Origin of the sequence: Haloarchaeobius marinus (genome assembly GCF_051207415.1) — an archaeon.
Lineage (GTDB): Archaea > Halobacteriota > Halobacteria > Halobacteriales > Natrialbaceae > Haloarchaeobius.
Genome location: NZ_JBPKGD010000002.1, coordinates 882,029 through 901,800, shown reverse-complemented (window position 1 = coordinate 901,800; position 19,772 = coordinate 882,029). Strand labels below are relative to the sequence as shown.

Genomic DNA, 19,772 nt, shown 5'->3' with positions numbered 1-19,772 from the left:
CGGTCGATACGTCTCTAGAAACACAATTCCTTTGTACGACCAGTCTGTAAACCGACACATGAGCGGGCCCTCCAGACGACGCTTCGTGACGAGCCTCGGAACCACCGCGGCAGCGCTGTCCGTCGCCGGTTGCGTCGACGACACCGGCGTCGGCGCCGGACCGGACGACACCGAACGGGAGTCGACCACCGGGACCGACCTCCGGACCAGCGACCTGCGCCTCTGGGTGCCGACGGCAGACGCGTTCGAGACGGCCGACGAGACGACGCTGTTCCACCTCGACCTCGACTCGATACGGTCGTTCCGGGACGTGCTCCCCACCGGTTCGTACGACGCCCTCACGAACCACCTCCTCCGTCGCGACCTGAGCGGCATCGTCGCCGAGGAGGAGACGGTCGAGGTTCTCCGTATGAACTCGGCACCGGTCACCCTGACCCGGACGACCCTCGACGACGCCACGCTCGTCGACGCGGTGGTCGACGCGGGACTCGAAAGCGCCGGACAGTACGGTTCCACGACCCTCTACGAGGGCGACCTCGACGGAGTTCGGTCGGCCGTCGCGGTCGTGGACGGCACGGTCGTCCACGCCATCGCCGCCGACTACACGACCGCCGCCGAAGAGACCGCCACGGCAACCGTCGAAGCCGGGTCACCGACTGCCGTCGAGGAGACCGCCACAGCTACTGTCGAAGCCGAGTCCCCGACTGCCGTCGAGGAGACCGAGACCGCCACAGTCTCCGCCGAAGAGACCGACACGACCGCCGTCGAAGCCGTCCTCGCAGCGCGGGCGGGTGACGAATCCCGGGCGTTCGAGAGCGACGAGGACCTGCCCACCCTGTACGACGGTGTCGGCGACGCACACCTTCGGCTCGCAAGTACGGACCCGCGCCGGGCGACGAGCAGATGGGGCCCCCTCGAGGGGTCGACGGGCATCTCCTACGGGTGGCGATTCGGCCGGGAGCAGACGACGTTCACCGCGGCGGCAACGTATCCCGAGGGTGAGGTCGCCGACCCCGCGGCGTTCACGGACCACTTCGCCACCCAGGTCGTCCCGTCCAACTACACCGGGTTCGAGGGGACCGTCGAGGGCCGCGTCGTGGCGACGACCGGGACGGTCGCCACGGACGAGTTCGACCTCTACGGCGGCGGCCAGTCGGGGTCCGGTGAGGGGACGTCGGTGTCGGAGACCGAAGGTCAGACCAGGGTACCGCGAATCTCCTTCGCGTTCGAGTACGGCCCCGACGCAGAGGCGGTCACCGTCGTCCACCAGGGCGGCGACAGCGCCGACGCGAACCGGCTCACCGTCACGGTCGCCGGGACCGCCACCGGAACCCAGTTCGCGGACGAGTACGACGAGGTCACTGCCGGGGACAGCGTGACCGTGGACGTGGGTGGCGCCGAGAGCGGTGCCGACGTGCGGGTCGTCTGGACCAGTTCCGACGAGTCGGCGTCGGCGGTGCTGGCGGCGTTCCAGCTCCCCTGAGACGCTGGTGCTCGGAGCGTCGCGATACGGTAGAAAGGAGGCCGAATCGACAGCGGGGACGGACGTCCTGTCTCAGAGGACGATGCTCTTCTGGCGCAGGAACGCGTGGATGGACGCGTCGATGCCCTCGCGGCCGATGCCGGAGTCCCGGTTGCCGCCGAAGGGGATGTCGCCGAGGCCGTGACTCGGCGCACCGTTGATGCGGACCGCCCCGGCGTCGACGACGTCGGCGAGGCGCATCGCGCGCTCGTAGTCCGCCGTGAAGACGCAGGCGTCGAGTGCGAGGTCGCCGCCGTTCGCGATTGACACGGCCTCGTCCTCGTCCGCGAAGGTCGTGACGGGACAGACAGGGCCGAACTGCTCCTCGTGGACGATGCGTGCGTCGTGGGGCACGTCCGCGAGCAGCGTCGGTTCGAACACGACGCCGTCGCGGTCGCCGCCGCGGACGAGGGTCGCACCCCTGTCGAGTGCGTCCTGGACGAGTTCCTCGACCCACTCGGCCTGGTCCTCGGAGATGAGGGGACCGAGGTCGGTGTCCTCGTCGAACAGGTCGCCCTGCACCCAGTCGTCCATCTTCTCGTCGATGCGTTCGACGAGGTTGTCGTGGACGTCCTCGTGTGCGAGGACGCGGGAGACGGCCGAACAGCGCTGGCCGGCGTACTTCAGCGACCCCTTCGCTGCGGCGGCGGCGGCCTCGTCGAGGTCGGCGTCGGGGAAGACGACCTCCGGGGCGTTGCCGCCGAGTTCCATGTGCAGGTTGACCATGCCGGACTCCTTCGCGACGTGCTTGCCTGCGCCGGAGGACCCGGTCATCGCGATGGCGTTGACCCGGTCGTCGCCGGAGAGGACGTCACCGATCTCGGAGCCGTGCCCGGCGACGAAGTTGAACCCGCCCTTCGGGACGACGTCCTTCACGACGTCGGCGAGGATGGCGCCGCTGATGGGCGTCTTGCTCGCCGGTTTGAGGACGATGCTGTTCCCGGCCGCGAGCGCCGGGGCGACCTGCAAGGCCGTCGTCGCCAGCGGGTAGTTGTACGGCGTGATGCAGAGCACGGTTCCGATGGGTTCGTGCTTCACGATGGCCTCCCAGCCCTCGTGGCCCGCGGTCGTGCCCTCGCGGAACTGGCCCTTGATGTGGCGGATCTCCTCGGCCGCGCGCCGGAACCGCTCGGCGGCGCTCCCGACCTCGCCGCGTGCACTGGAGATTGGTTTGCCCGCCTCGCGGACGATGACCTCCGCGAGTTCCTCCGTGCGTGCTTCGAGGCGGTCCGCGATCTCTTCACACCACTCGGCGCGCTCGACGACGGTCGTCTCGCGCATCGTGGCCTCCGCACGCTCGGCCGCAGCCAGCGCCGCGTCCGCCTGCTCGGGGGTCGCCGCGACGACCTCTGCGAAGTGGCCGCCGTCGGCGAGGTCCGTCACTGCGAGGGTCTCGGTGCCACCCACCCACTCGCCGTCGACGAGGACTCGTTCCTTCCGTTGTGCTGTCCTGGTAGCCATACGAGACACTACGGAGGCCCTGCACAAAAATTTACTCATGGGTGAATAAAGGGTTTCAAAAATTCTCACGGTGGCGGCTATCCACGGCAGTGCGACCGTGGAAACAGGTCACGGGCGACGGCCCTACGTCGGAAGAACGCACTGGAGATGCGTAAGCGTGGGGCCTGGTACGAGGGTCTGGACCCGGGCGGAGTGGCCGCGTCTGGCCGACGCACCTGACCCCCACGTTGAGGTGTGAAGACGACGAACAGACCTACATGGACTTCACGGTGATACGGGGGGACATCGCGGCACAGTCCGCAGACGCGCTCGTCAACGCGGCCGGGACGAGTCTCGAGATGGGGTCCGGCGTCGCAGGCGCGCTCCGTCGCGCCGCGGGAGGAGACATCGACGAGGAGGCGACGTCGAAGGGGCCCGTCGACCTCGGTGAGGTCGCGGTCACCGACGCTTACGACCTTGACGCCGAGTACGTCATCCACGCCGCGGCGATGCCACACTACGGCGACGGACGGGCGACCGCCGAGAGCATCCGCGATGCGACGCGGAACGCGCTGGAGGCGGCCGAGGAACTCGGCTGTGAGTCGCTCGTGATTCCGGCGCTCGGGTGTGGCGTCGCCGGGTTCGACCTGGCGGACGGCGCCCGCATCATCTGCGAAGAACTGGACGCGTTCGAGCCGTCGACCCTGTCGGACGTCCGGTTCGTCGCCTACGACGAGGGCGAGTACGAGACGATTCGAACCGTCGCGGCGTCGGTCACGGGTCGGTGACGAAGGACCCGGGAACCGACCGACTGCTCACTCGTGGCCCGAGACGGGGACGGGTTCGTACGGTTCCTCGAGCCACTCGACGTCGGACGTGGCGAGGTCGATGTCGAGGGCCTCGACGGCCTCCTCGAGGTGCTCGACGCTCGTCGTGCCGACGATGGGAGCGTCGACCCAGTCCTTGGTGAACAGCCACGCGAGTCCGATCTGTGCCATCGTCGCGTCGTACTCGGCGGCGAGTTCCTGGACGCGCTCGTTTATCTCCCGACCGCCGGCCTGGAGGTACGGATGGTTGCGTGCGTGTTCGTCGGTCTGGCCGCGGACGGTCGCCTCTATCTCCTCGTGCGGTCGGGCGAGGTAGCCCCTGGCCAGCGGCGACCACGGCATGACGCCGACGTCCTCCTTCGCACAGAGGGGCAGCATCTCCCGTTCCTCCTCGCGGTAGAGCAGGTTGTAGTGGTTCTGCATCGTGACGAAGCGCTCGGTGCCGAGTCGGTCAGCCGTGTACAGCGACTCGGCGAACTGGTGGGCCCACATCGACGACCCGCCGACGTACCGCACCTGCCCGCGCCGGACGGCGTCGTCGAGCGCCCGGAGCGTCACGTCGATGGGCGTGTCGTAGTCCCAGCGGTGAATCTGGTAGAGGTCGACGGTGTCCATGCCGAGACGGTCGAGGCTGTTCTGGAGTTCCTGCTCGATGGCCTTGCGCGAGAGGCCACCGGAGTTCGGGTCGTCGTCGTCCATCTGGAAGTAGCCCTTCGTGGCGACGACGGCCTCGTCCCGTCGCCCCTCAAGCGCCTCGCCGAGGACGCGTTCCGACTCGCCTCGCGAGTACATGTTCGCGGTGTCGAAGAAGTTGATGCCGAGTTCGAGCGCCCGGTCGACCAGTTCGTGCCCGGCTTCCTCGTCGAGGACCCAGTCGCGCCAGTCCGAACTGCCGAAGCTCATGCAGCCGAGACAGATGCGACTGACCTGCATTCCCGTATCGCCGAGGGTCGTGTACTCCATGCCCGTGTCCACGGCCGGGTGGGTCAAAAACGTGAGCGCACCGGCCACCCGTGAGCGCAAGGTCTAACTGTCAGTGCCGTAGAACGTAGCCCGTGCGCTCCTCCACCCGCTTCGTCGTCACCGTCGCCATCGTCGCCGTTCTCTGGGCCGCCACGCCGGCGCTGGCCGGCGACGCAGGTGAGACGCAGGCCGGTCCGAACGTCACCATCGACGGACCCCACACCGCCGTCTACAACGCCACGTCGACGTTCGAGGCCGTCGTCACGGACGCGGAGGGCGACGTCTCCGTCACGTGGGAGTTCCCCGACGGATCCACGGCGACGGGCGAGACGGCGACGTACCGTTTCGTCGCGGAGGGCAACCGGACCGTCACCGTCACCGTCACCGACGCGACGGGGACGACGACCGAGTCCCTGACCTACGACGTGTACCGGTACCAGCGCGGGGCGGGCGGCCCGAACTTCGGTGCCGGACTCGCCGTCGTCGGGGGGTTCGTCGGCGTCGGCCTGCTCGCCGTCGTCTGTTACGTCTTCGTCCTTCCGATCGTGATGCGGAACCTCTGAGCACCCCGCCGCTGGTCGCAGGGACGTCGACGGACCCACCGACGGTACGCTTATCGGCACCGGGACCCCAGGTTCTGACGTGTCCGAGCACCCACAGGTCCGGTTGGCGCGGACGCCCGACGGCCGCCGCATCGAGGTGGCCCGCGAGATACCAGTCTCGCGGATGCTCGCGTGGGAACTGTTGACCGACACGTGGCGCTGGTCCGACTGGGGGCCGACGATAACGGAGGTCGACGCCCCGACGCGGTTCATCGCCGACGGCCTGCACGGCCGAGTCAACGTCCTCGGGGCGGTGTGGGTCCCCTACGAGATAACGAGTTGCGACGGGGAACGCTGGACGTGGGACGTGGCTCGACTCCCCGCGACGGGGCACCGCGTCGAGGAACTGACCGAGGAGCGCTGTCGCGTGGTCTTCGAACTGCCTCTGGTGGCCGCGCCGTACGTCCCGGTCTGCAAGCGCGCCCTCGACCGCATCGAAGCCATCCTGCTCGGCGACGCCCACGGGCGCTGAACCCCGTCGATGGGTGACGCCAACCCTGCGACGACCGTTCGAGCGAGGAGCGCTCGCCTGTCCTCTGGACGTGGTTCGACCCTTCGACCGTCGGCGTGCCCCCGGAGGGGACCCACCACGCAGTAGCTAGTTACGTTTCGACACCTGATTCGTTTCCGAACCTCTTTGTATCCGAGGTGCCAAGGACGAGACCAGAGACCACCGATGTCGTCCGAATCCATCGAGCAGACCGAGAAGAACGCCGGGGCGTGTCCCGTCGTCGAATCGCTGGAACAGATCGGGTCGCAGTGGCGACTCGTCGTCCTCCACGACCTGCGCGAGGGCGAGAAGCGGTTCAACGAACTCAAGCGCTCGACCGGCGCGAGTTCGCGCACGCTCTCCCGGGTCCTCGACGACCTCGGCGAACTCGGGTTCGTCGAGCGCCGCGTCGAGGCAGACGCACCCATCGCCTCGTACTACAGTCTGACCGAGAAGGGCGACTCGCTCTGTCCCGTCTTCGACGAGATAGAGGGCTGGGCGACCGAGTGGCTGTGAGCCCGCGTCCCCGTCGCAGTGGTCGGGTCGTCCCTGGACCCCATCTCTTCCCCTGACCTCGAACCGGACCAGGCCCGTTCACCCACACACGTGCCACGAGCACCGGAGCTCGAAGATAGCAACCCTGAAAACGACGCGCCGAGTCGAACAGACAGAGATGGCACATCCGATTCGCAGGGGCGACGCGGCGGACGCAGGGCAGGTGTTCCTCATCGGGCTCTTCGTCACGGCACTGGCGACGGCCCAGGTGACGGCGAGCAAGTTACTGGCGTTCTCGATTCCCATCTCGCTCCCGCACGCGGGCGAGGCACTCATCCTGCCGGGGGCGGCACTGGCGTACGCGATGACGTTCTTCGCGAGCGACTGTTACTCGGAACTGTACGGCCGGCGGGCGGCGACGGTGATGGTGAACGTCGGCTTCGCGATGAACTTCGTCGTGCTCGTCCTGGTCTGGAGCACCATCGCCTCGCCGGTGGCCGCTGCGTCACCGGTCGGCGCGGACACCTTCGCGACGGTGCTGGGCGCGAGCACGAACATCGTCGTCGGGTCGTTACTGGCGTACGTCGTCAGCCAGAACTGGGACGTGTTCGCCTTCCACTGGCTCCGCGAGGCGACCGACGGCGAGGCGCTGTGGCTCAGGAACGTCGTGTCCACCGCGACCAGTCAGGCCATCGACACGGTCATCTTCATCTCGGTGGCGTTCCTCGTCGCGCCGATGGTCCTCGGAACCGGGGGCGATCTCGAGCCCCCCATCATCTTCGCGCTCATCGTCGGGCAGTACGCGTTCAAACTGCTCGTCGCCATAGCGGACACGCCGTTCGTCTACGCCGTGGTCGCCGCGGTGGAGTCCTACGAGACCGGCAGGGAGGCGGCCGTCGAATCCTGAATCGTTAAGAGGGTGTCCCGTTCACCTACGGGCATGGACATCGAAGCCTTCTTCGAGGAGATGCCCTTCGCCGACCTGCTCGGCGTCGAGGTCACCGAAGCCGAGGACGGCCACGCCGAGGGACGACTGGAGATGCGGGAGGAACTGTCGTGGAACGCCGACCAGTTGATGGCCCACGGCGGCGTCACGTTCACGCTCGCGGACACCGTCGGCGGCGCGGCCCTGGTCTCGCTCGTCGACCAGCCCGTGCCGACCATCGACATGCGCATCGACTACCTCGACGCGGGGACGGGCGACCTCTACGCCGAGGCGGACGTGGTCCGGTGTGGCACCGTCGGCACCGTCGACGTCGACGTGTACGCAGCCGAGGACGACACGCTCATCGCCGACGCTCGGGGCGTCTACAAGACGTCGTAAGGCCCCCTGTTCGGCACCTGGTTCTACGGACGTTACTCGAACAACTGTGCGAACAGCGCCGCCTGGCCCCGGCGCAATCGCTCGAGGAAGGCGGACTTGCCGATGCCCAGTTCGGCCGCGACGTCGCCCGCGTCGGCCTCGCGGGGGACCTCGAAGTAGCCCATCTCGTTGGCGACCCGGAGCGCCTCCTCCTGTGCGGGGGTGAAGCCCCAGCGCCGGGCGACCACCTCGTCGTCCTCGCCCCCGAGGGGGTAGATTCGTTCGAGGGTGACGCCGACCGTCTCGCCCGCCGCCTCCAGTACTCCCTCCAGAACGTCGTAGCCCACGACGGCACCGGTGTAGGACTCGACGCCGTCGTCGTAGCGGAGCGACTCGGCCATGAACCCGGCGTCCGTGAGGCGGTGGACGGCACACGGGTGTTTCGACAGGCACCGGTAGTTGGTCCGGTCGCCGGTCTGGGAGGCGTGCAGGTAGCGAATCCGGTCGTCGTCGTCCAGCACCTCCGCGAACTCCCGGTTCTCGCCGACGGTGAAGCTCAAGAGCGCGTTGTCGTCGGACCTGAGTTGCGGTGGACTGGCGTCGACGGTCGCCCCGGTCTCGGCCGTCGCGTCAGCGAGCGGACAGCCGTCTCCCGTGACGCGGAATTCGACCACGAGGCACTCGTCAATCATCGTCCGTTCGTCGGTGCCGGTCGTACTTAAACCCCGCGTATGGGCGGGTTAATCTGTTAGTTGCTCGGTTCCGAAGTTCTGTACGAACGACCATGGACATCGAGGAGGTCAAACGACGGGCAGGACCGCGGGAGTTCAGTCCGAAAGACGACATGCCGGAGGAGTACCGCAAGGCAGCCACGCGGATGATCCAGTTCCACGCGAACTCCGAGATCATGGGCGCCTACCTGGAGAAGCCCTTCATCCGCGAGGCGCCGAGCCTCGACCGCAAGCTCGCGTTCAGCGCGAAGGTCCAGGACGAGATCGGACACGGCCAGCTCCTGTACCGCGCCGCCGAGAGTCTGGGCATCAAGACCCGCGACGAGATGCTCGACGAACTCGCCACCGGGGAGGGGAAGTTCCTCAACTGCTTCCACTACCCCCTCGAGTCGTGGGTCGAGACGCCGATGATCGCGTTCTTCGTCGACGGGGCGGCGATGCGCCGGCAGGCCACGCTGAAGTCCACCTCGTGGGAACCCTACGCCCACGCGATGGACAAGGTCTGCTTCGAGGAGGGCTTCCACGTCAAGCACGGCGAGGCCATCCTCTACGAGCTGATGACGGGCTCGAAGAAGGAACAGGAGCTGACCCAGGAGGCCTTCGAGCGCTGGTGGCCCCGTATCATCCAGTTCTTCGGCCCCACCAACGAGAAGTCGACCCACCACGGCTTCGCCAGCGAGGTCGGCCTCAAGCAGATGAGCAACGACGACCTCCGGAACGCGTTCCTCAACGCCTACATCCCCAAGGCCGAGAAGTACGGCCTTGAGATTCCGGAGGAGCCGCGCATCTCGAAGAACGACGACGGCACCTACGAGGTCGTCGAGGAGGACCTCGACTGGGACGAGTTCTTCACCATCGCGAAGAACGAGTACGAACCCGGTCTGGGCCAGATAGACGGGCGGAAGGCCGCACAGGAGGCGGTCCAGTGGGTCCGCGAATCGCTCGACGAACACGAACGCCGTGCCTACGGCTCCAGCCAGCCGCAGGCTGCAGACTAAGACCATGATCTGGGAAGTATTCCGACAGGAGAAGTCCGGCGACTACCACACGCACTGTGGGAACGTCCACGCGCCCGACCGGGACATGGCGCTCATGTTCGCGGAGATACAGCACGGGCGACGAAAGCCGACGAACAGCCTGTGGGTCGCCCCGCAGAAGGAGATCGGCGAGGTCGACACCGAGGACGCCGCGTTCGGCGGGACGACCGACAAGTCCTACCGCTGGGCGATGACGTACAACTTCGAGGCCGCCGCCTCGGAGGTCGAGGAGTCCGAGAGCGAACAGGCCACCGCCGAGCGCGAACGCAAGGCACAGCTAGAGAAGGCGGGTGGTAACTGATGGCGGCCGTCGAGGAACTCCCCGAACCCGAGTCGCTCACGCCCGACGAACGCGAGGCCGTCGAACACCTGCTGTACCGCCTGGCCGACGACGAGTTCGTCATCGCCGAGCGCTACACCGAGTGGCAGGTCCGCGCGCCGACGCTCGAATCCGACCTCGCGCTCTCGAACATCGCACAGGACGAGTACGGCCACGCACGCCTCTGGTACGACCTGCTCCAGGACTGGGGCGAGGAGGAGGCCGAACTCATCTGGGAGCGCGACCCGGACCAGTGGCGGCACTCGACCCTCGTCGAACTCCCGTTCGAGGACGGCGACTGGGCCGACCCCATCCTCCGGTCGTACCTCTACGACGTCGCCGAGGACATCCAGCTTCGGGCGCTCGAAGACTCGTCGTACCCCCGCATCCGCGACCGGGTCGGCAAGATACTCGGCGAGGAGGACTACCACCGCGAGCACGCCCAGAACTGGCTCGAACGACTGTGTGAGAACGAGGAGAGCCGCGAGCGCGTCCAGGCTGCACTCGACCGCCTGTTCCCGTACGCGCTGACGCTGTTCGCGCCGACGGACGAGGCCGTCGAGGACCGCATCGACGAACTCGGCATCCGGACCGAACCGCTCGTGACGATGCGCGAGGAGTGGCTCGACGAGGTCGTGCCGTACCTCGAATCGCTCGGCCTCAACGTCGAGGACGCCGAACTGCCGGAGCAGTACGACGTCCACCACAGCCAGTTCGACCTCCCCGACCACGTCGGCCGCGACCAGACGCACACCGACGACTGGTACGACCTCTACGACGAGTTCACGCACACCTACAGGGAACTGGGACGGACGACTGCCAGCCGCATCATGAAGGACCCGGACGATGAGTGACGTGTACGACCCCGGTGAGGTGCCGGACAGCGTCGAACCGGTCGACGGCGACTGCGTCGAACCGACGGCGTGTGCCTACACCGAGTACGTCGAGGGCGAGGCCTACGAGGAGGTGCCCGCGACCGGCGAGGGTGCCGAGGGCCTCGAACGCGACGTCTGGGACGTACTCTACGGTATCGAGGACCCCGAGATGCCCATCTCCATCGTCGACCTCGGACTCGTGTACGGGGTCGGCGTCGACGAGTCCGACGAGGGAACGACCGTCACCGTCGACATGACGCTGACGTACTCCGGGTGTCCGGCCCGGACGATGCTCATGGACCAGATGCGCGAGGAGGTCGGCGAGGTCTCCGGCGTCGACGACGTGGACCTGCGTCTGGTCTGGTCGCCGGAGTGGAACATCGAACTCGTGACCGAACAGGGCAGAGAAGACCTCCGCGAATTCGGCCTGAGCATATGAGACGACCAGACCCCTCGGTGACGACCAGCGGCGACATGGAGGGCGCAGAGTGCCCCTACTGCGGGTCCGAGGACACCGTCCGCGAGCACCCGAAGGGACCGTCGCTCTGCCGGTCGATGCACTACTGCAACGAGTGCCAGCAACCCTTCGAGAAGTTCGAGTGACGACCGCGCCGGTCGAGTGAAGAATCCGCGGACGTTTTGTTCGTCGAGTGAGAGTCCCACGCATGGACGAGGGGCTACTGGCAGAACTGACGGCGCCGTACGACCTGTTCGACCGGATGCTATCGGTCGCCGGCCTCCACCCGGCGGGCGTCGAGGAACCCTACTACGACGAGATGCTGCTCCGCATCGACGAGGACCGCCTGGAGACGCCGGCGGGGAGCACGACGTCGTCGCTGGCGACGTACTGTTCGGCGTCGGCGTCGATGCTCGACGGGTTCGCCCTCCACCGCGACGAACCCGTGACGGCCCTCTTCGACATCGGAGAGGTGCAGGACTGGCTTGCCTGGGTCGACGACGGCGGACCGGTGACGGTCCGCGTCTTCGGCGACCCGGAGACGGGCAACGCCGGCGAACTCGCGCTGTCGGCGGGCGGACTGGAGGCACACGTCGACTGCTACCGCGACCCGGAGATGCTCGCGGAGGTGACGCTCGAACTTCCGAACCGGTTCACCGACGAGGAGCGGTTCATCCTCGAAGACGGGGAACTCGCGCCGACCGTCGTCGAGACGAGGGCGGAGGAACTCGCCCGCATCGCCGACGGTGTCGAACTCGACCGGGCGACGACGACGTACCCGTTCGTCGTCCGCGACAGTGCACTCAGGGTCGAACTCGGCGACACGCGTTACACGCGGGCGACGGGTACCCTCGACGGTGCCGTGACCGGGCCCGACGTGCGAAACGAGTACGACCGCGGCTTCTCGCTCGTGTTCGACACGGTCAGGGGACCGGTGACCGTCCAGACGGGACCGGACGAACCGCTGGTCGTGGTCTCCGATCGCGAGGCGTTCACGCTCCGGTACGTGCTGTTGCCGATAGTGTGGTGAGAAGACGCCTCTCGCCCGTCAGTTCGGTTGCTCTAGCTCCAGTGCGCGGTCCGAGCGAATCCACGCGTCGTCGTTCTCCTCGTCGTAGATCTCTACGGTCTCATCGTCGACTTCGCGTGCTCTGAATCTGGTCGCGATTTCCGGCGGGTCGTCCTTTGACGTGTCGTTCGCGCGGTTCATGGTGTGCCAGTACGGGTGTGACCCCGCACCGTGGTACCTGCATGACACGGGTGTATCGACATAAGCTTTCCGCCGACCCGTCCCCGGGACGGGAGCGTCAGGCCGTCGAGTCGCCGACGAAGACCGCCTCGAAGAACCGCTGGTGCGCCTTCCGGAGGTGCTGGTGGAACGTCGGCGACGTGATGCCCAGCGAGTCGGCCACCTCCTCGCCGGAGCGTCGCCGGGGCCACTCGAAGTAGCCCGAGAAGAACGCCGTCTCCAGCGCGAGTCGCTGTCGGTCCGTGAGTTCTTCGGAGAGAGCCTGCGTCAGCCGTTCCAGCGAGTGGGTCTCGTTCGATATCTGTCGTCGCGAGAGCAACTGCGCGGCGGGGTACGCCTGCTGGACCCGTTCGATGACGGTCCGCGCGCTCGCACTCGGCGGCAGGTGGATGGTCATGTAGTAGTCGTCGTCCCTGACGATGGCCTCCTCGACGTGGCCGCCGTGGGCGGTAACGGCCGAGAGCACGGGTGGGTCGTCGAACTTGACCTCGAAGCGGATGCCACGCGCGGACTCGCCGACGAGCGTCAGGTCGTACCAGTGGGGGAGTGCTTCGGTGATGCCCTCGAGCGCGTCGACCATGTCCTCCGAGACGGTCCCGTAGACGACGTAGGACTCGTCGTCGACCGGGACCGTTCTGTCGATGCGTATCTCGCCGTCACCGCCCGATTCGACGCCCAGTTCCTCGAAGACGCCCAGCATCTGGAACTCGAGTTCGACCACCTCGTCGCTCATCAAGGCGCGTTTGCGCTCCACGGCGGCGATGGCGTGCCCGACGACCTCGCCGAGGTACCCGAGCATCTCGCCCTCGTCTCCGACGAAGGCGTCCACGCGGTCGGCGTAGACGTTCAGGACGCCGTAGAGCGACTCCTCGTGCAGTATCGGAATCGCGGCCGACGCGCGGTAGTCGTAGGTCAGCGTCTGCTCGTGCCACGCCTCGTACGACGCGTCCGTCCGGGCGTCCTGCGTGACCTGCATCTCGTGGTCGAGGACGGCCCGGCCCGTCGGCCCGACGCTGTGTTCGTCCTCCGGGTCGACCGAGATGGTGACGCCGCCGAGGTAGTTCTCGACCCCTGCTTCGGCTTTCAGCCGGAGTTCCTGTGAGTGGCTGTCGACGTCACCGATCCACGCGAACCGGTACGAGTCGGTCTCTGCGAGGCCATCACAGACCGACTGCTCTATCTCCTCCCTGGTCGACTGCTCGATGACGTCCTCAGTGATGCCCCGGACGACGGCGTTCAGGTCGTTGAGTGCGGCGAGTCGTTCGCGCTGGCGTTCGAGTTCGCCCTCTCTCCGCGTGCGTTCTGTGACGTCGCGGACGACGCCGACCGTACCCCGGACGTCGACCTCGACACCATCGAGGGCGGTGAGTTTGCTCTCGGTGGGCACCTCCCCGCCGTCGGCCCGGCACAGTCCTGACTCGACGAGCGCGTGTTCGTCGTCGCCGTCGAGGAGCGACCCGGACAGCGCCTCGACGGTTCGGGCGATGTCTTCGTCGTGGACGAGCGAGCAGTGGGCACCGAGCAGTTCCTCGCGCCCGAAGCCGGTCAACTCGACGTAGGCGTCGTTGACGAGGGCGAACCGGTCCTCCTCGTCGAGGACGTAGACGCCGTCGTCGACCGTCTCGAGTATCGTCTCGTACCGTTCGAGTTCCCGTTCGCGTTCGACCCGGTCGGTGACGTCGCGGACGACGCCGACTCGCTTGCCGTCCTCGTCCCCGGGCAGGAGCGCGAACGTCGCCTCCGCGTAGAGCGGGTCGCCGTCGTCACCCCTCAGATTCGCCTCGACGGTGACGGTCGCGTCGTCTCCCGCCTGCAACGCCCGCTGTGCGTTCGACCCCGTCTCGACGACGTCCTCGTCGACGACCGCCGAGACGTGCTGCCCGACCAGGGCGTCGCGCGAACGGGACATCATCTCGGCGTACGCCTCGTTGGCGAACGTGAACGTCCCCTCGCTGTCGACGACGTAGACGCCGTCGCCGACCGTCTCGATGATGCGCTCGTACTCCTCGAGTTCCTGCTCGCGGCGCTTGCGCTCGGTGACGTCGCTGAAGTACACCGAGAGGCCCCCCTCGGACGGGTAGATGCGGAACTGGAGCCACCGGTCGAGCGAGGGGACGTACTCTTCGTGCGTCCACCGTTCCTGCGTCTCCATGGCGCGCTCGTGCCGGTCGTACACCTCGACGTCGCGTCCCGACCCGGGGAACAGTTCCCGCACGTGCGACCCGAGGAGGTCGCTACTGGTACGCTCGAACAGTTCCGCCGCGCGTTCGTTGACGTAGGTGAACCGGCGGTCGTCGTCGAGCGCGTAGAACGCGTCGTCGACCCGGGCGAAGACGTCCGCCAGTTCCGCCTCGAGTTCGGACTGGCGGCGCAGCAACTCTCGGGCCTGCCGTTCCAGTTGCGTGACGTCCGTCAGCGTGACGACGACCCACGACTCGCCGTCGACCAGCAGCGGTTCGGTGTCGATGGAGACCCACCGCGTCCCGTCGGTCTCGGTGTCTATCGTGAAGCGCTGGTCGTTCGTCCCCTCGCCAGTCGCGAGGGTGCGCTGTGCCGGGCGTTCGTCGTACGGGACCGGGTCGCCGTTCTCGTCCCGGATGGTCTGGTCGCCGAGTTCGTAGCCGTCGCCGTCGCCGTCGCCGTCGTCGAGTCCAACCAGTTCGGCGAAGCGCTGGTTGAACCGGTCGGCGGTGCCCGACGGGTCGAAGACGGCGATGCCACTGGGACTGTTCTCGAGGACGCGGTCGAAGTAGTCCCGCTCCCGCTGTACCCGGCGCTCGCGGTCGCGTCGGTCGGTCATGTCCCGCGTGACCTTGGCGTACCCGACGAGCGTCCCATCGTCGTCCTCGACGGCCGAGATGGTGACGTTCGCCCAGAACCGGGTGCCGTCCTGCCTGACGCGCCAGCCCTCGTCCTCGATGGACCCGTGGCGCGCCGCGGCGGCGAGGTTCTGTCCCGGGACGTCGTCCGCCCTGTCCCCCTCGGTGTAGAACGTCTCGAAGTGCTCGCCGACGACGTCCTCGGCCTCGTACCCCTTTATCGACCGTGCACCCGCGTTCCACGTCTGGACCCGCCCGTCGACGTCGAGCATGAAGATGGCGTATTCGTCGACTGAGTCGACGAGGGACCGGAACATGCGCTCGCTCTCTCGCAGGGCGGTCTCGGTCCGTCGCTGCTCGGTTATCTCGGTCACGACCCCCTCGACGAGTCCGGTGTCGTCGACGCCGTGACCGTGTTCCCACACCCAGCGCGTCTCCCCGTCCGGGTCGCGGACCCGGTACCGGACGGTGAAGTCCCCGGTCTCGTCGAGGCCTGCCGCGACGTCGCTCCGGACCTGTTCGACGTCGTCCGGGTGGACGACCGTCTCGCGCCAGTCGTCGGGACCCTGCCGGAGCGCCGTCTCGTCGTATCCGAGCACGTCGGTACAGGCGTCGCTGACGTACTCCAGCGACCCGTCGGGCTCGTCCCAGTACTGGTAGACCATCCCTGGAACCTCCCCGATGAGGTCCACGTAGTTGACCTGGGGACCCGCCGTCTCGTTCGCTCCCGGGCCCAGCGTCTGCCACCAGACCCGACCGCGTGCCCCGACCTGCTTCGTCTCGACTCGGCCGGCCTCTGCGAGGCGTTCGAGACGGTCGTAGGTGCTCCGCCGCCCGACGTCGAGTTCCCCGGCCACTTCTCCCGTCGTCAGGGGTGTGCCGCGGTCTGCGGTCTCGAAGACGGCGAGCGTCTCTTCGAGGGCCGGCGTCAGGCTTCGTGTAGTCATGTGCTCCCTTCACGTCGGCACACCGTATCAAGCCTCCGTTGAGGGAACCGTTTCGGTCTCGGAACGTCGTCGACGTCTGGTCGCCAGGTGGTACTCCTCCCGAACGGATCCGGTCGGCATCCGTCCGTTCCTTTCGGTCGACGGACCGAGGTAGGGACCTAATATCTATTGACCAGTCCTTATCGGGTGCGCGCTCGTCGGACTTGATAGCTCCCGGCTACCCGGGGAGAGACGACATCCAACCATGAACCACAGACCGAATTCGGGACCGGACGCGGAGCGAGAGATCGCCCACGTCGCGACCGACGACCGGCACAGGGTACTGGCGAACGAACGACGACGCGTCGTGCTCGAGGTGCTCGTCGACTGGCGGACACCCATGAAACTCGAAGACCTCGCCACCGAAGTCGCGAGCAGGGAGCGCCAGTCGGGGACCGTCGACGACGTCAAGATTTCGCTGCACCACGCGCACCTCCCGCTGCTCGACGACGTGGGGGCCGTCGAGTACGACCGGGACCGCAACCGCGTCACGTCGTCGCGACCGACGCTCGAGGAACTCACAGCGTAGCCCGGCCTTTTCGTCACCGCATGACACCGTACGTGGGCACCCCAGGGAGGAACGCGCGCGAACGACCGCATCGCGGAGCCGGGCACGTGGGGCACGTCGATGGGGGATGACGACGTCCCGCAGAACCGGTTCGAGTACGACGCCGTCCGGGAGACGTTCCACGCCGAGTACGCGGACGCCGAACCGACTTCGCTCTGCAACCAGCTCGTCTCCACGATAGCGGCCGTCTCGGACCGCGAACCGGACGACGTCCAGTCGCTCTACGACTCCGTCGACCCGCAGGCGCTGGAGACCCTCGTCAGGGGCGAGAGCCACCTGCAGTTCGTCTCGTTCCACCTGTGTGGGTACCCGGTGTCCGTCTACGGCGACGGCGAGATCGTGGTCGACGTGTCGGACGCGCCCGACGAATCCTGACCGCCCGCCGTTCGAGAACGCATATACAGGCCCGGATTCTACAGCACACGCATGAACGACAGAGCCCCCGCGAACGCGGGGTGGTTCGACGGACTCGAACCGGGTGACGTCGCGGCGGCCAGCAGGGCCGTCACCGAGGGGTCGGCCGACGAACCGGCCGACTGGCCAGCGCTCGCCGTCGACGCCGGGTTCGCGCCGGACGAGGACGCCTACTACGAGGCGCTCCACGACGCCTGCATCGAGGCGACGCGGACGGCGGCGTCCGAGGCCGAGCGCGCCGGCGACCAGCAACTCGTCCACGCCATCAGGGCGATGGACGACTGCACGCGGACGGCGAACGAACTGGCCGAACGACTGAGCGAGTGGGCCGGTGCGCTGTACGACGAGGACGCGAGTGGCGTCGCGTACGCCCGCGAACTCGTCGACCGCGACCCGACGACGCCCGACGAGGAGCGCGTCGTCTCGCTGGCCCGGCGCGTCGTCGACCTGACGGAGGAGGCGAACGACCTCGAGGCCTACGTCGAGTCGCGCGCGCCGACGGTCGCGCCGAACCTCTCCGCGATGGCCGGCCCGGTGCTCGCGGCCCGACTCGTCGCGCTGGCGGGCGGACTGGAGGCGCTCGCGAAGAAGCCAAGCGGGACGGTGCAGGTCCTCGGGGCCGAGGACGCGCTGTTCGCGCACCTAAGGGGCCACGCCACGTCGCCGAAACACGGCGTCATCTACACGCACGAGTACGTCCACGGCACGCGGCCGGAGGACCGCGGGTCGGCCGCCCGGGCGCTCGCCGGCAAACTCGCCATCGCGGCGCGGGTCGACCACTACTCCGGCGACCGACGCCCCGAACTCGACGCGGAACTCGACGAGCGCATGGCGACCATCCGGGCGCGGGCGGAGGACGACGGATGACCGACCGCAGTCGACCCGACGGCGGCCGCGACGACCACCTTCCCGAAGGCGTCGTCCCGCGGACCATCGACGGCGACCAGCGTCTCACCACCCGCGGCGCGCCGGTGTACGGCGAACCGACCGCCGGCGAGTGGCGGGCGTGGGACCCCGGCCGGTCGAAACTCGGCGCGTTGCTCGGTCGCGGCGTCGAGACCGGCTTCGAGGGCGGCGACACCGTGCTGTACCTCGGGGCTGCGAGCGGGACGACGGTCAGCCACGTCGCGGACTTCTCCGGGCCGACCTACGCCGTCGAGTTCGCACCCCGTCCGGCGCGCGACCTCGTGCGGGTGGCCGAGGAGCGCCCGAACCTGTTCCCCCTGCTCAAGGACGCCCGGAGACCGGAGACGTACGCCCACGTCGTCGAGTCGGACGTCGACGTGCTGTTCCAGGACGTGGCGACGCGAGGACAGGGCGACGTGGCCTGTCGGAACCGGCGGTTCCTCGCCGACGACGGCTGGCTCGTCGCCACCGTCAAGGCCCGGAGCGAGGACGTCACCGGTCCGCCCGAGGTCACCTACGAGCACGTCGTCGAGACCATCGAGGAGGAGTACGAGGTGGTCACGACCGAGCGTATGGACCCGCTGCACGAGGACCACCTGGCGGTCGTCGCGCGTCCGCGGTAGCAACGCCCGACTCCGCACGGCTTTTCACTGCGCCATGCGAAGTGGGGCGCGATGGAGCGAGGGTCGCCGGAGTCGTTCGCCGATCAGGGAACGCTCGGTATCGAGGAAGAGTTCTTCGTCGTCGACAGCCGTGGCCGTCCGGTCTCTGGCAGTGACGAACTCGTCTACGAGGGCGACCCGCCAGGGATACTCGACGGCAGACTCGACCACGAACTGTTCAAGACTGTCATCGAGACGCAGACGCCGAAGTCGGCCGACCTCGACGAGGCCAGGGAGAACGTCCTCGCCGTCAGGGAGGCGCTCGTCGACTACGCGGCCGAGTACGACTTCGGCATCGCCGCCGCCGGGTTGCACCCGACGGCCCGCTGGCGGGAACTCGAACACGCCCAGAAGGACCGGTACCGGGCACAGTTAGACCGCATCCAGTACCCCCAGCACCGGAACACGACCGCCGGCATGCACGTCCACGTCGGCGTCGACGACCCCGACAAGGCCGTCTGGGTCGCGAACCAACTGCGATGGTACGTACCGGTGATGCTCGCACTGTCGGCGAACTCGCCGTACTGGAACGGGTACGACACGGGCCTCGAATCCGCCCGGGCGAAGGTGTTCGAGGCACTGCCGAACACCGGCATGCCGACCGCCTTCGACGACTACGACGCCTTCCAGCGGTTCGAGGACCGCATGGTCTCCTCGGGGTCCATCAACGACCGTGGGGAACTCTGGTACGACGTCCGGCCGCACTCGGGCCACGGGACCGTCGAGGTGCGCGCGCCCGACGCCCAGGCGGACCCGTCGGTCGTCCTCGCGTTCGTCGAGTACACGGAGGCGCTGGTCACCGACCTCTCCGAACGCTACGAGGACGGTGCCGACCCCGGCCAGCCCCTGCGTCGCGAACTCCTCGACGAGAACAAGTGGCGCGCGCTCAGGTACGGTCACGGCGCCGACTTCCTCGCCCGTTCCGGCGATGATGACACGGTCGACTTCGGCACCGTCGTCGACCGGGAGTGCGACCGCCTCGGAATCTCCGGCATCCGGGACGTGTACGACGGCGAGAGCGGTGCGACGAGGCAGCGTCGCATCCACGCCGACGAGGGCGTCGACGCTCTGTGTCGCGACCTCGTCCTGTGAACAATGGGTTTTTAC

23 protein-coding genes are annotated in these 19,772 nt (G+C 67.9%); 18 read left to right on the top strand and 5 right to left on the bottom strand.

What is annotated here, in order from left to right; all coding sequences use genetic code 11:
- The first annotated feature begins 58 nt into the window (after positions 1-58).
- A complete protein-coding gene (locus ACSC1W_RS10650; protein WP_435347360.1) occupies positions 59-1,483 on the top strand; it encodes a hypothetical protein in 1,425 nt (474 codons plus the stop codon).
- Positions 1,484-1,555: 72 nt separating this feature from the next.
- On the opposite strand, the gene ACSC1W_RS10645 is transcribed toward ACSC1W_RS10650, so the two are convergent.
- Positions 1,556-2,983, bottom strand: coding sequence for an aldehyde dehydrogenase family protein (locus tag ACSC1W_RS10645; RefSeq protein WP_435347359.1), 1,428 nt, complete (start codon positions 2,981-2,983; stop codon positions 1,556-1,558).
- Between the two features lie 257 nt (positions 2,984-3,240).
- Here ACSC1W_RS10645 and ACSC1W_RS10640 point away from each other — a divergent pair, with 257 nt between their 5' ends.
- Positions 3,241-3,750, top strand: coding sequence for a macro domain-containing protein (locus ACSC1W_RS10640; protein ID WP_435347357.1), 510 nt, complete (start codon positions 3,241-3,243; stop codon positions 3,748-3,750).
- 27 nt (positions 3,751-3,777) lie between these two features.
- Here ACSC1W_RS10640 and ACSC1W_RS10635 read toward each other — a convergent pair whose 3' ends face one another.
- The gene (locus ACSC1W_RS10635; protein WP_435347356.1) at positions 3,778-4,752 is read right to left on the bottom strand and encodes an aldo/keto reductase; all 975 of its coding nucleotides are present in this window, start codon (positions 4,750-4,752) and stop codon (positions 3,778-3,780) included.
- Between the two features lie 92 nt (positions 4,753-4,844).
- On the opposite strand from ACSC1W_RS10635, the gene ACSC1W_RS10630 reads away from it, so the two are divergent.
- The 5 genes from ACSC1W_RS10630 (at position 4,845) to ACSC1W_RS10610 (ending at position 7,663) form a co-directional block, all read left to right on the top strand.
- Positions 4,845-5,315: a PKD domain-containing protein gene (locus ACSC1W_RS10630; protein ID WP_435347354.1), complete on the top strand. Its 471-nt coding sequence runs from the start codon at positions 4,845-4,847 to the stop codon at positions 5,313-5,315.
- Positions 5,316-5,394: 79 nt separating this feature from the next.
- Positions 5,395-5,826 carry an SRPBCC family protein gene (locus tag ACSC1W_RS10625; RefSeq protein ID WP_435347352.1) on the top strand — a complete coding sequence of 144 codons (432 nt, stop codon included), beginning with the start codon at positions 5,395-5,397 and terminating at the stop codon, positions 5,824-5,826.
- 204 nt (positions 5,827-6,030) lie between these two features.
- The gene (locus tag ACSC1W_RS10620) at positions 6,031-6,360 is read left to right on the top strand and encodes a winged helix-turn-helix transcriptional regulator (protein ID WP_435347350.1); all 330 of its coding nucleotides are present in this window, start codon (positions 6,031-6,033) and stop codon (positions 6,358-6,360) included.
- A gap of 157 nt (positions 6,361-6,517) precedes the next feature.
- Positions 6,518-7,246 (top strand): queuosine precursor transporter, encoded by a 729-nt coding sequence (locus ACSC1W_RS10615; protein ID WP_435347348.1) that lies wholly within the window; start codon positions 6,518-6,520, stop codon positions 7,244-7,246.
- A gap of 33 nt (positions 7,247-7,279) precedes the next feature.
- Entirely contained in the window at positions 7,280-7,663 is a 384-nt protein-coding gene (locus tag ACSC1W_RS10610; RefSeq protein ID WP_435347346.1) for a PaaI family thioesterase, read from the top strand.
- 32 nt (positions 7,664-7,695) lie between these two features.
- On the opposite strand, the gene ACSC1W_RS10605 is transcribed toward ACSC1W_RS10610, so the two are convergent.
- Positions 7,696-8,334 carry a helix-turn-helix domain-containing protein gene (locus ACSC1W_RS10605; protein ID WP_435347345.1) on the bottom strand — a complete coding sequence of 213 codons (639 nt, stop codon included), beginning with the start codon at positions 8,332-8,334 and terminating at the stop codon, positions 7,696-7,698.
- 92 nt (positions 8,335-8,426) lie between these two features.
- On the opposite strand from ACSC1W_RS10605, the gene paaA reads away from it, so the two are divergent.
- From paaA to ACSC1W_RS10575, 6 genes are read left to right on the top strand one after another with little or no spacing between them, the layout of a single operon-like run.
- Complete coding sequence (gene paaA / locus ACSC1W_RS10600; protein ID WP_435347343.1) at positions 8,427-9,371, top strand: 1,2-phenylacetyl-CoA epoxidase subunit PaaA; 945 nt, start codon at positions 8,427-8,429, stop codon at positions 9,369-9,371.
- A 4-nt stretch (positions 9,372-9,375) separates the two neighbouring features.
- Entirely contained in the window at positions 9,376-9,711 is a 336-nt protein-coding gene (paaB, locus tag ACSC1W_RS10595; protein ID WP_435347341.1) for a 1,2-phenylacetyl-CoA epoxidase subunit PaaB, read from the top strand.
- Complete coding sequence (paaC, locus tag ACSC1W_RS10590; protein WP_435347340.1) at positions 9,711-10,583, top strand: 1,2-phenylacetyl-CoA epoxidase subunit PaaC; 873 nt, start codon at positions 9,711-9,713, stop codon at positions 10,581-10,583. The genes paaB and paaC overlap by 1 nt, the downstream gene beginning before the upstream one ends.
- Complete coding sequence (gene paaD, locus ACSC1W_RS10585; protein WP_435347338.1) at positions 10,576-11,043, top strand: 1,2-phenylacetyl-CoA epoxidase subunit PaaD; 468 nt, start codon at positions 10,576-10,578, stop codon at positions 11,041-11,043. Before paaC ends, paaD begins: the two co-directional genes overlap by 8 nt.
- A complete protein-coding gene (gene paaE, locus ACSC1W_RS10580; RefSeq protein WP_435347336.1) occupies positions 11,040-11,207 on the top strand; it encodes a 1,2-phenylacetyl-CoA epoxidase subunit PaaE in 168 nt (55 codons plus the stop codon). Before paaD ends, paaE begins: the two co-directional genes overlap by 4 nt.
- Before the next feature lie 47 nt (positions 11,208-11,254).
- On the top strand, positions 11,255-12,091 hold the full coding sequence (locus ACSC1W_RS10575) for a hypothetical protein (protein WP_435347335.1): 837 nt from the start codon (positions 11,255-11,257) through the stop codon (positions 12,089-12,091).
- A gap of 18 nt (positions 12,092-12,109) precedes the next feature.
- On the opposite strand, the gene ACSC1W_RS10570 is transcribed toward ACSC1W_RS10575, so the two are convergent.
- Complete coding sequence (locus ACSC1W_RS10570; RefSeq protein WP_435347333.1) at positions 12,110-12,271, bottom strand: DUF7331 family protein; 162 nt, start codon at positions 12,269-12,271, stop codon at positions 12,110-12,112.
- A gap of 97 nt (positions 12,272-12,368) precedes the next feature.
- Positions 12,369-16,076, bottom strand: a complete 3,708-nt coding sequence (locus ACSC1W_RS10565) for a PAS domain S-box protein (RefSeq protein ID WP_435347332.1) — start codon at positions 16,074-16,076, stop codon at positions 12,369-12,371.
- Positions 16,077-16,320: 244 nt separating this feature from the next.
- Here ACSC1W_RS10565 and ACSC1W_RS10560 point away from each other — a divergent pair, with 244 nt between their 5' ends.
- The 5 genes from ACSC1W_RS10560 to ACSC1W_RS10540 all read left to right on the top strand — a co-directional run bounded on the left by ACSC1W_RS10560 (position 16,321) and on the right by ACSC1W_RS10540 (position 19,757).
- On the top strand, positions 16,321-16,644 hold the full coding sequence (locus tag ACSC1W_RS10560; protein ID WP_435347330.1) for a DUF7344 domain-containing protein: 324 nt from the start codon (positions 16,321-16,323) through the stop codon (positions 16,642-16,644).
- Positions 16,645-16,743: 99 nt separating this feature from the next.
- A complete protein-coding gene (locus tag ACSC1W_RS10555; protein WP_435347328.1) occupies positions 16,744-17,058 on the top strand; it encodes a HalOD1 output domain-containing protein in 315 nt (104 codons plus the stop codon).
- 51 nt (positions 17,059-17,109) lie between these two features.
- Positions 17,110-17,964, top strand: a complete 855-nt coding sequence (locus ACSC1W_RS10550; RefSeq protein WP_435347326.1) for an NOP5/NOP56 family protein — start codon at positions 17,110-17,112, stop codon at positions 17,962-17,964.
- On the top strand, positions 17,961-18,626 hold the full coding sequence (locus tag ACSC1W_RS10545; protein WP_435347324.1) for a fibrillarin-like rRNA/tRNA 2'-O-methyltransferase: 666 nt from the start codon (positions 17,961-17,963) through the stop codon (positions 18,624-18,626). Before ACSC1W_RS10550 ends, ACSC1W_RS10545 begins: the two co-directional genes overlap by 4 nt.
- Positions 18,627-18,677: 51 nt before the next feature.
- A complete protein-coding gene (locus ACSC1W_RS10540; RefSeq protein WP_435347322.1) occupies positions 18,678-19,757 on the top strand; it encodes a glutamate--cysteine ligase in 1,080 nt (359 codons plus the stop codon).
- The last annotated feature ends 15 nt before the right edge of the window (positions 19,758-19,772 follow it).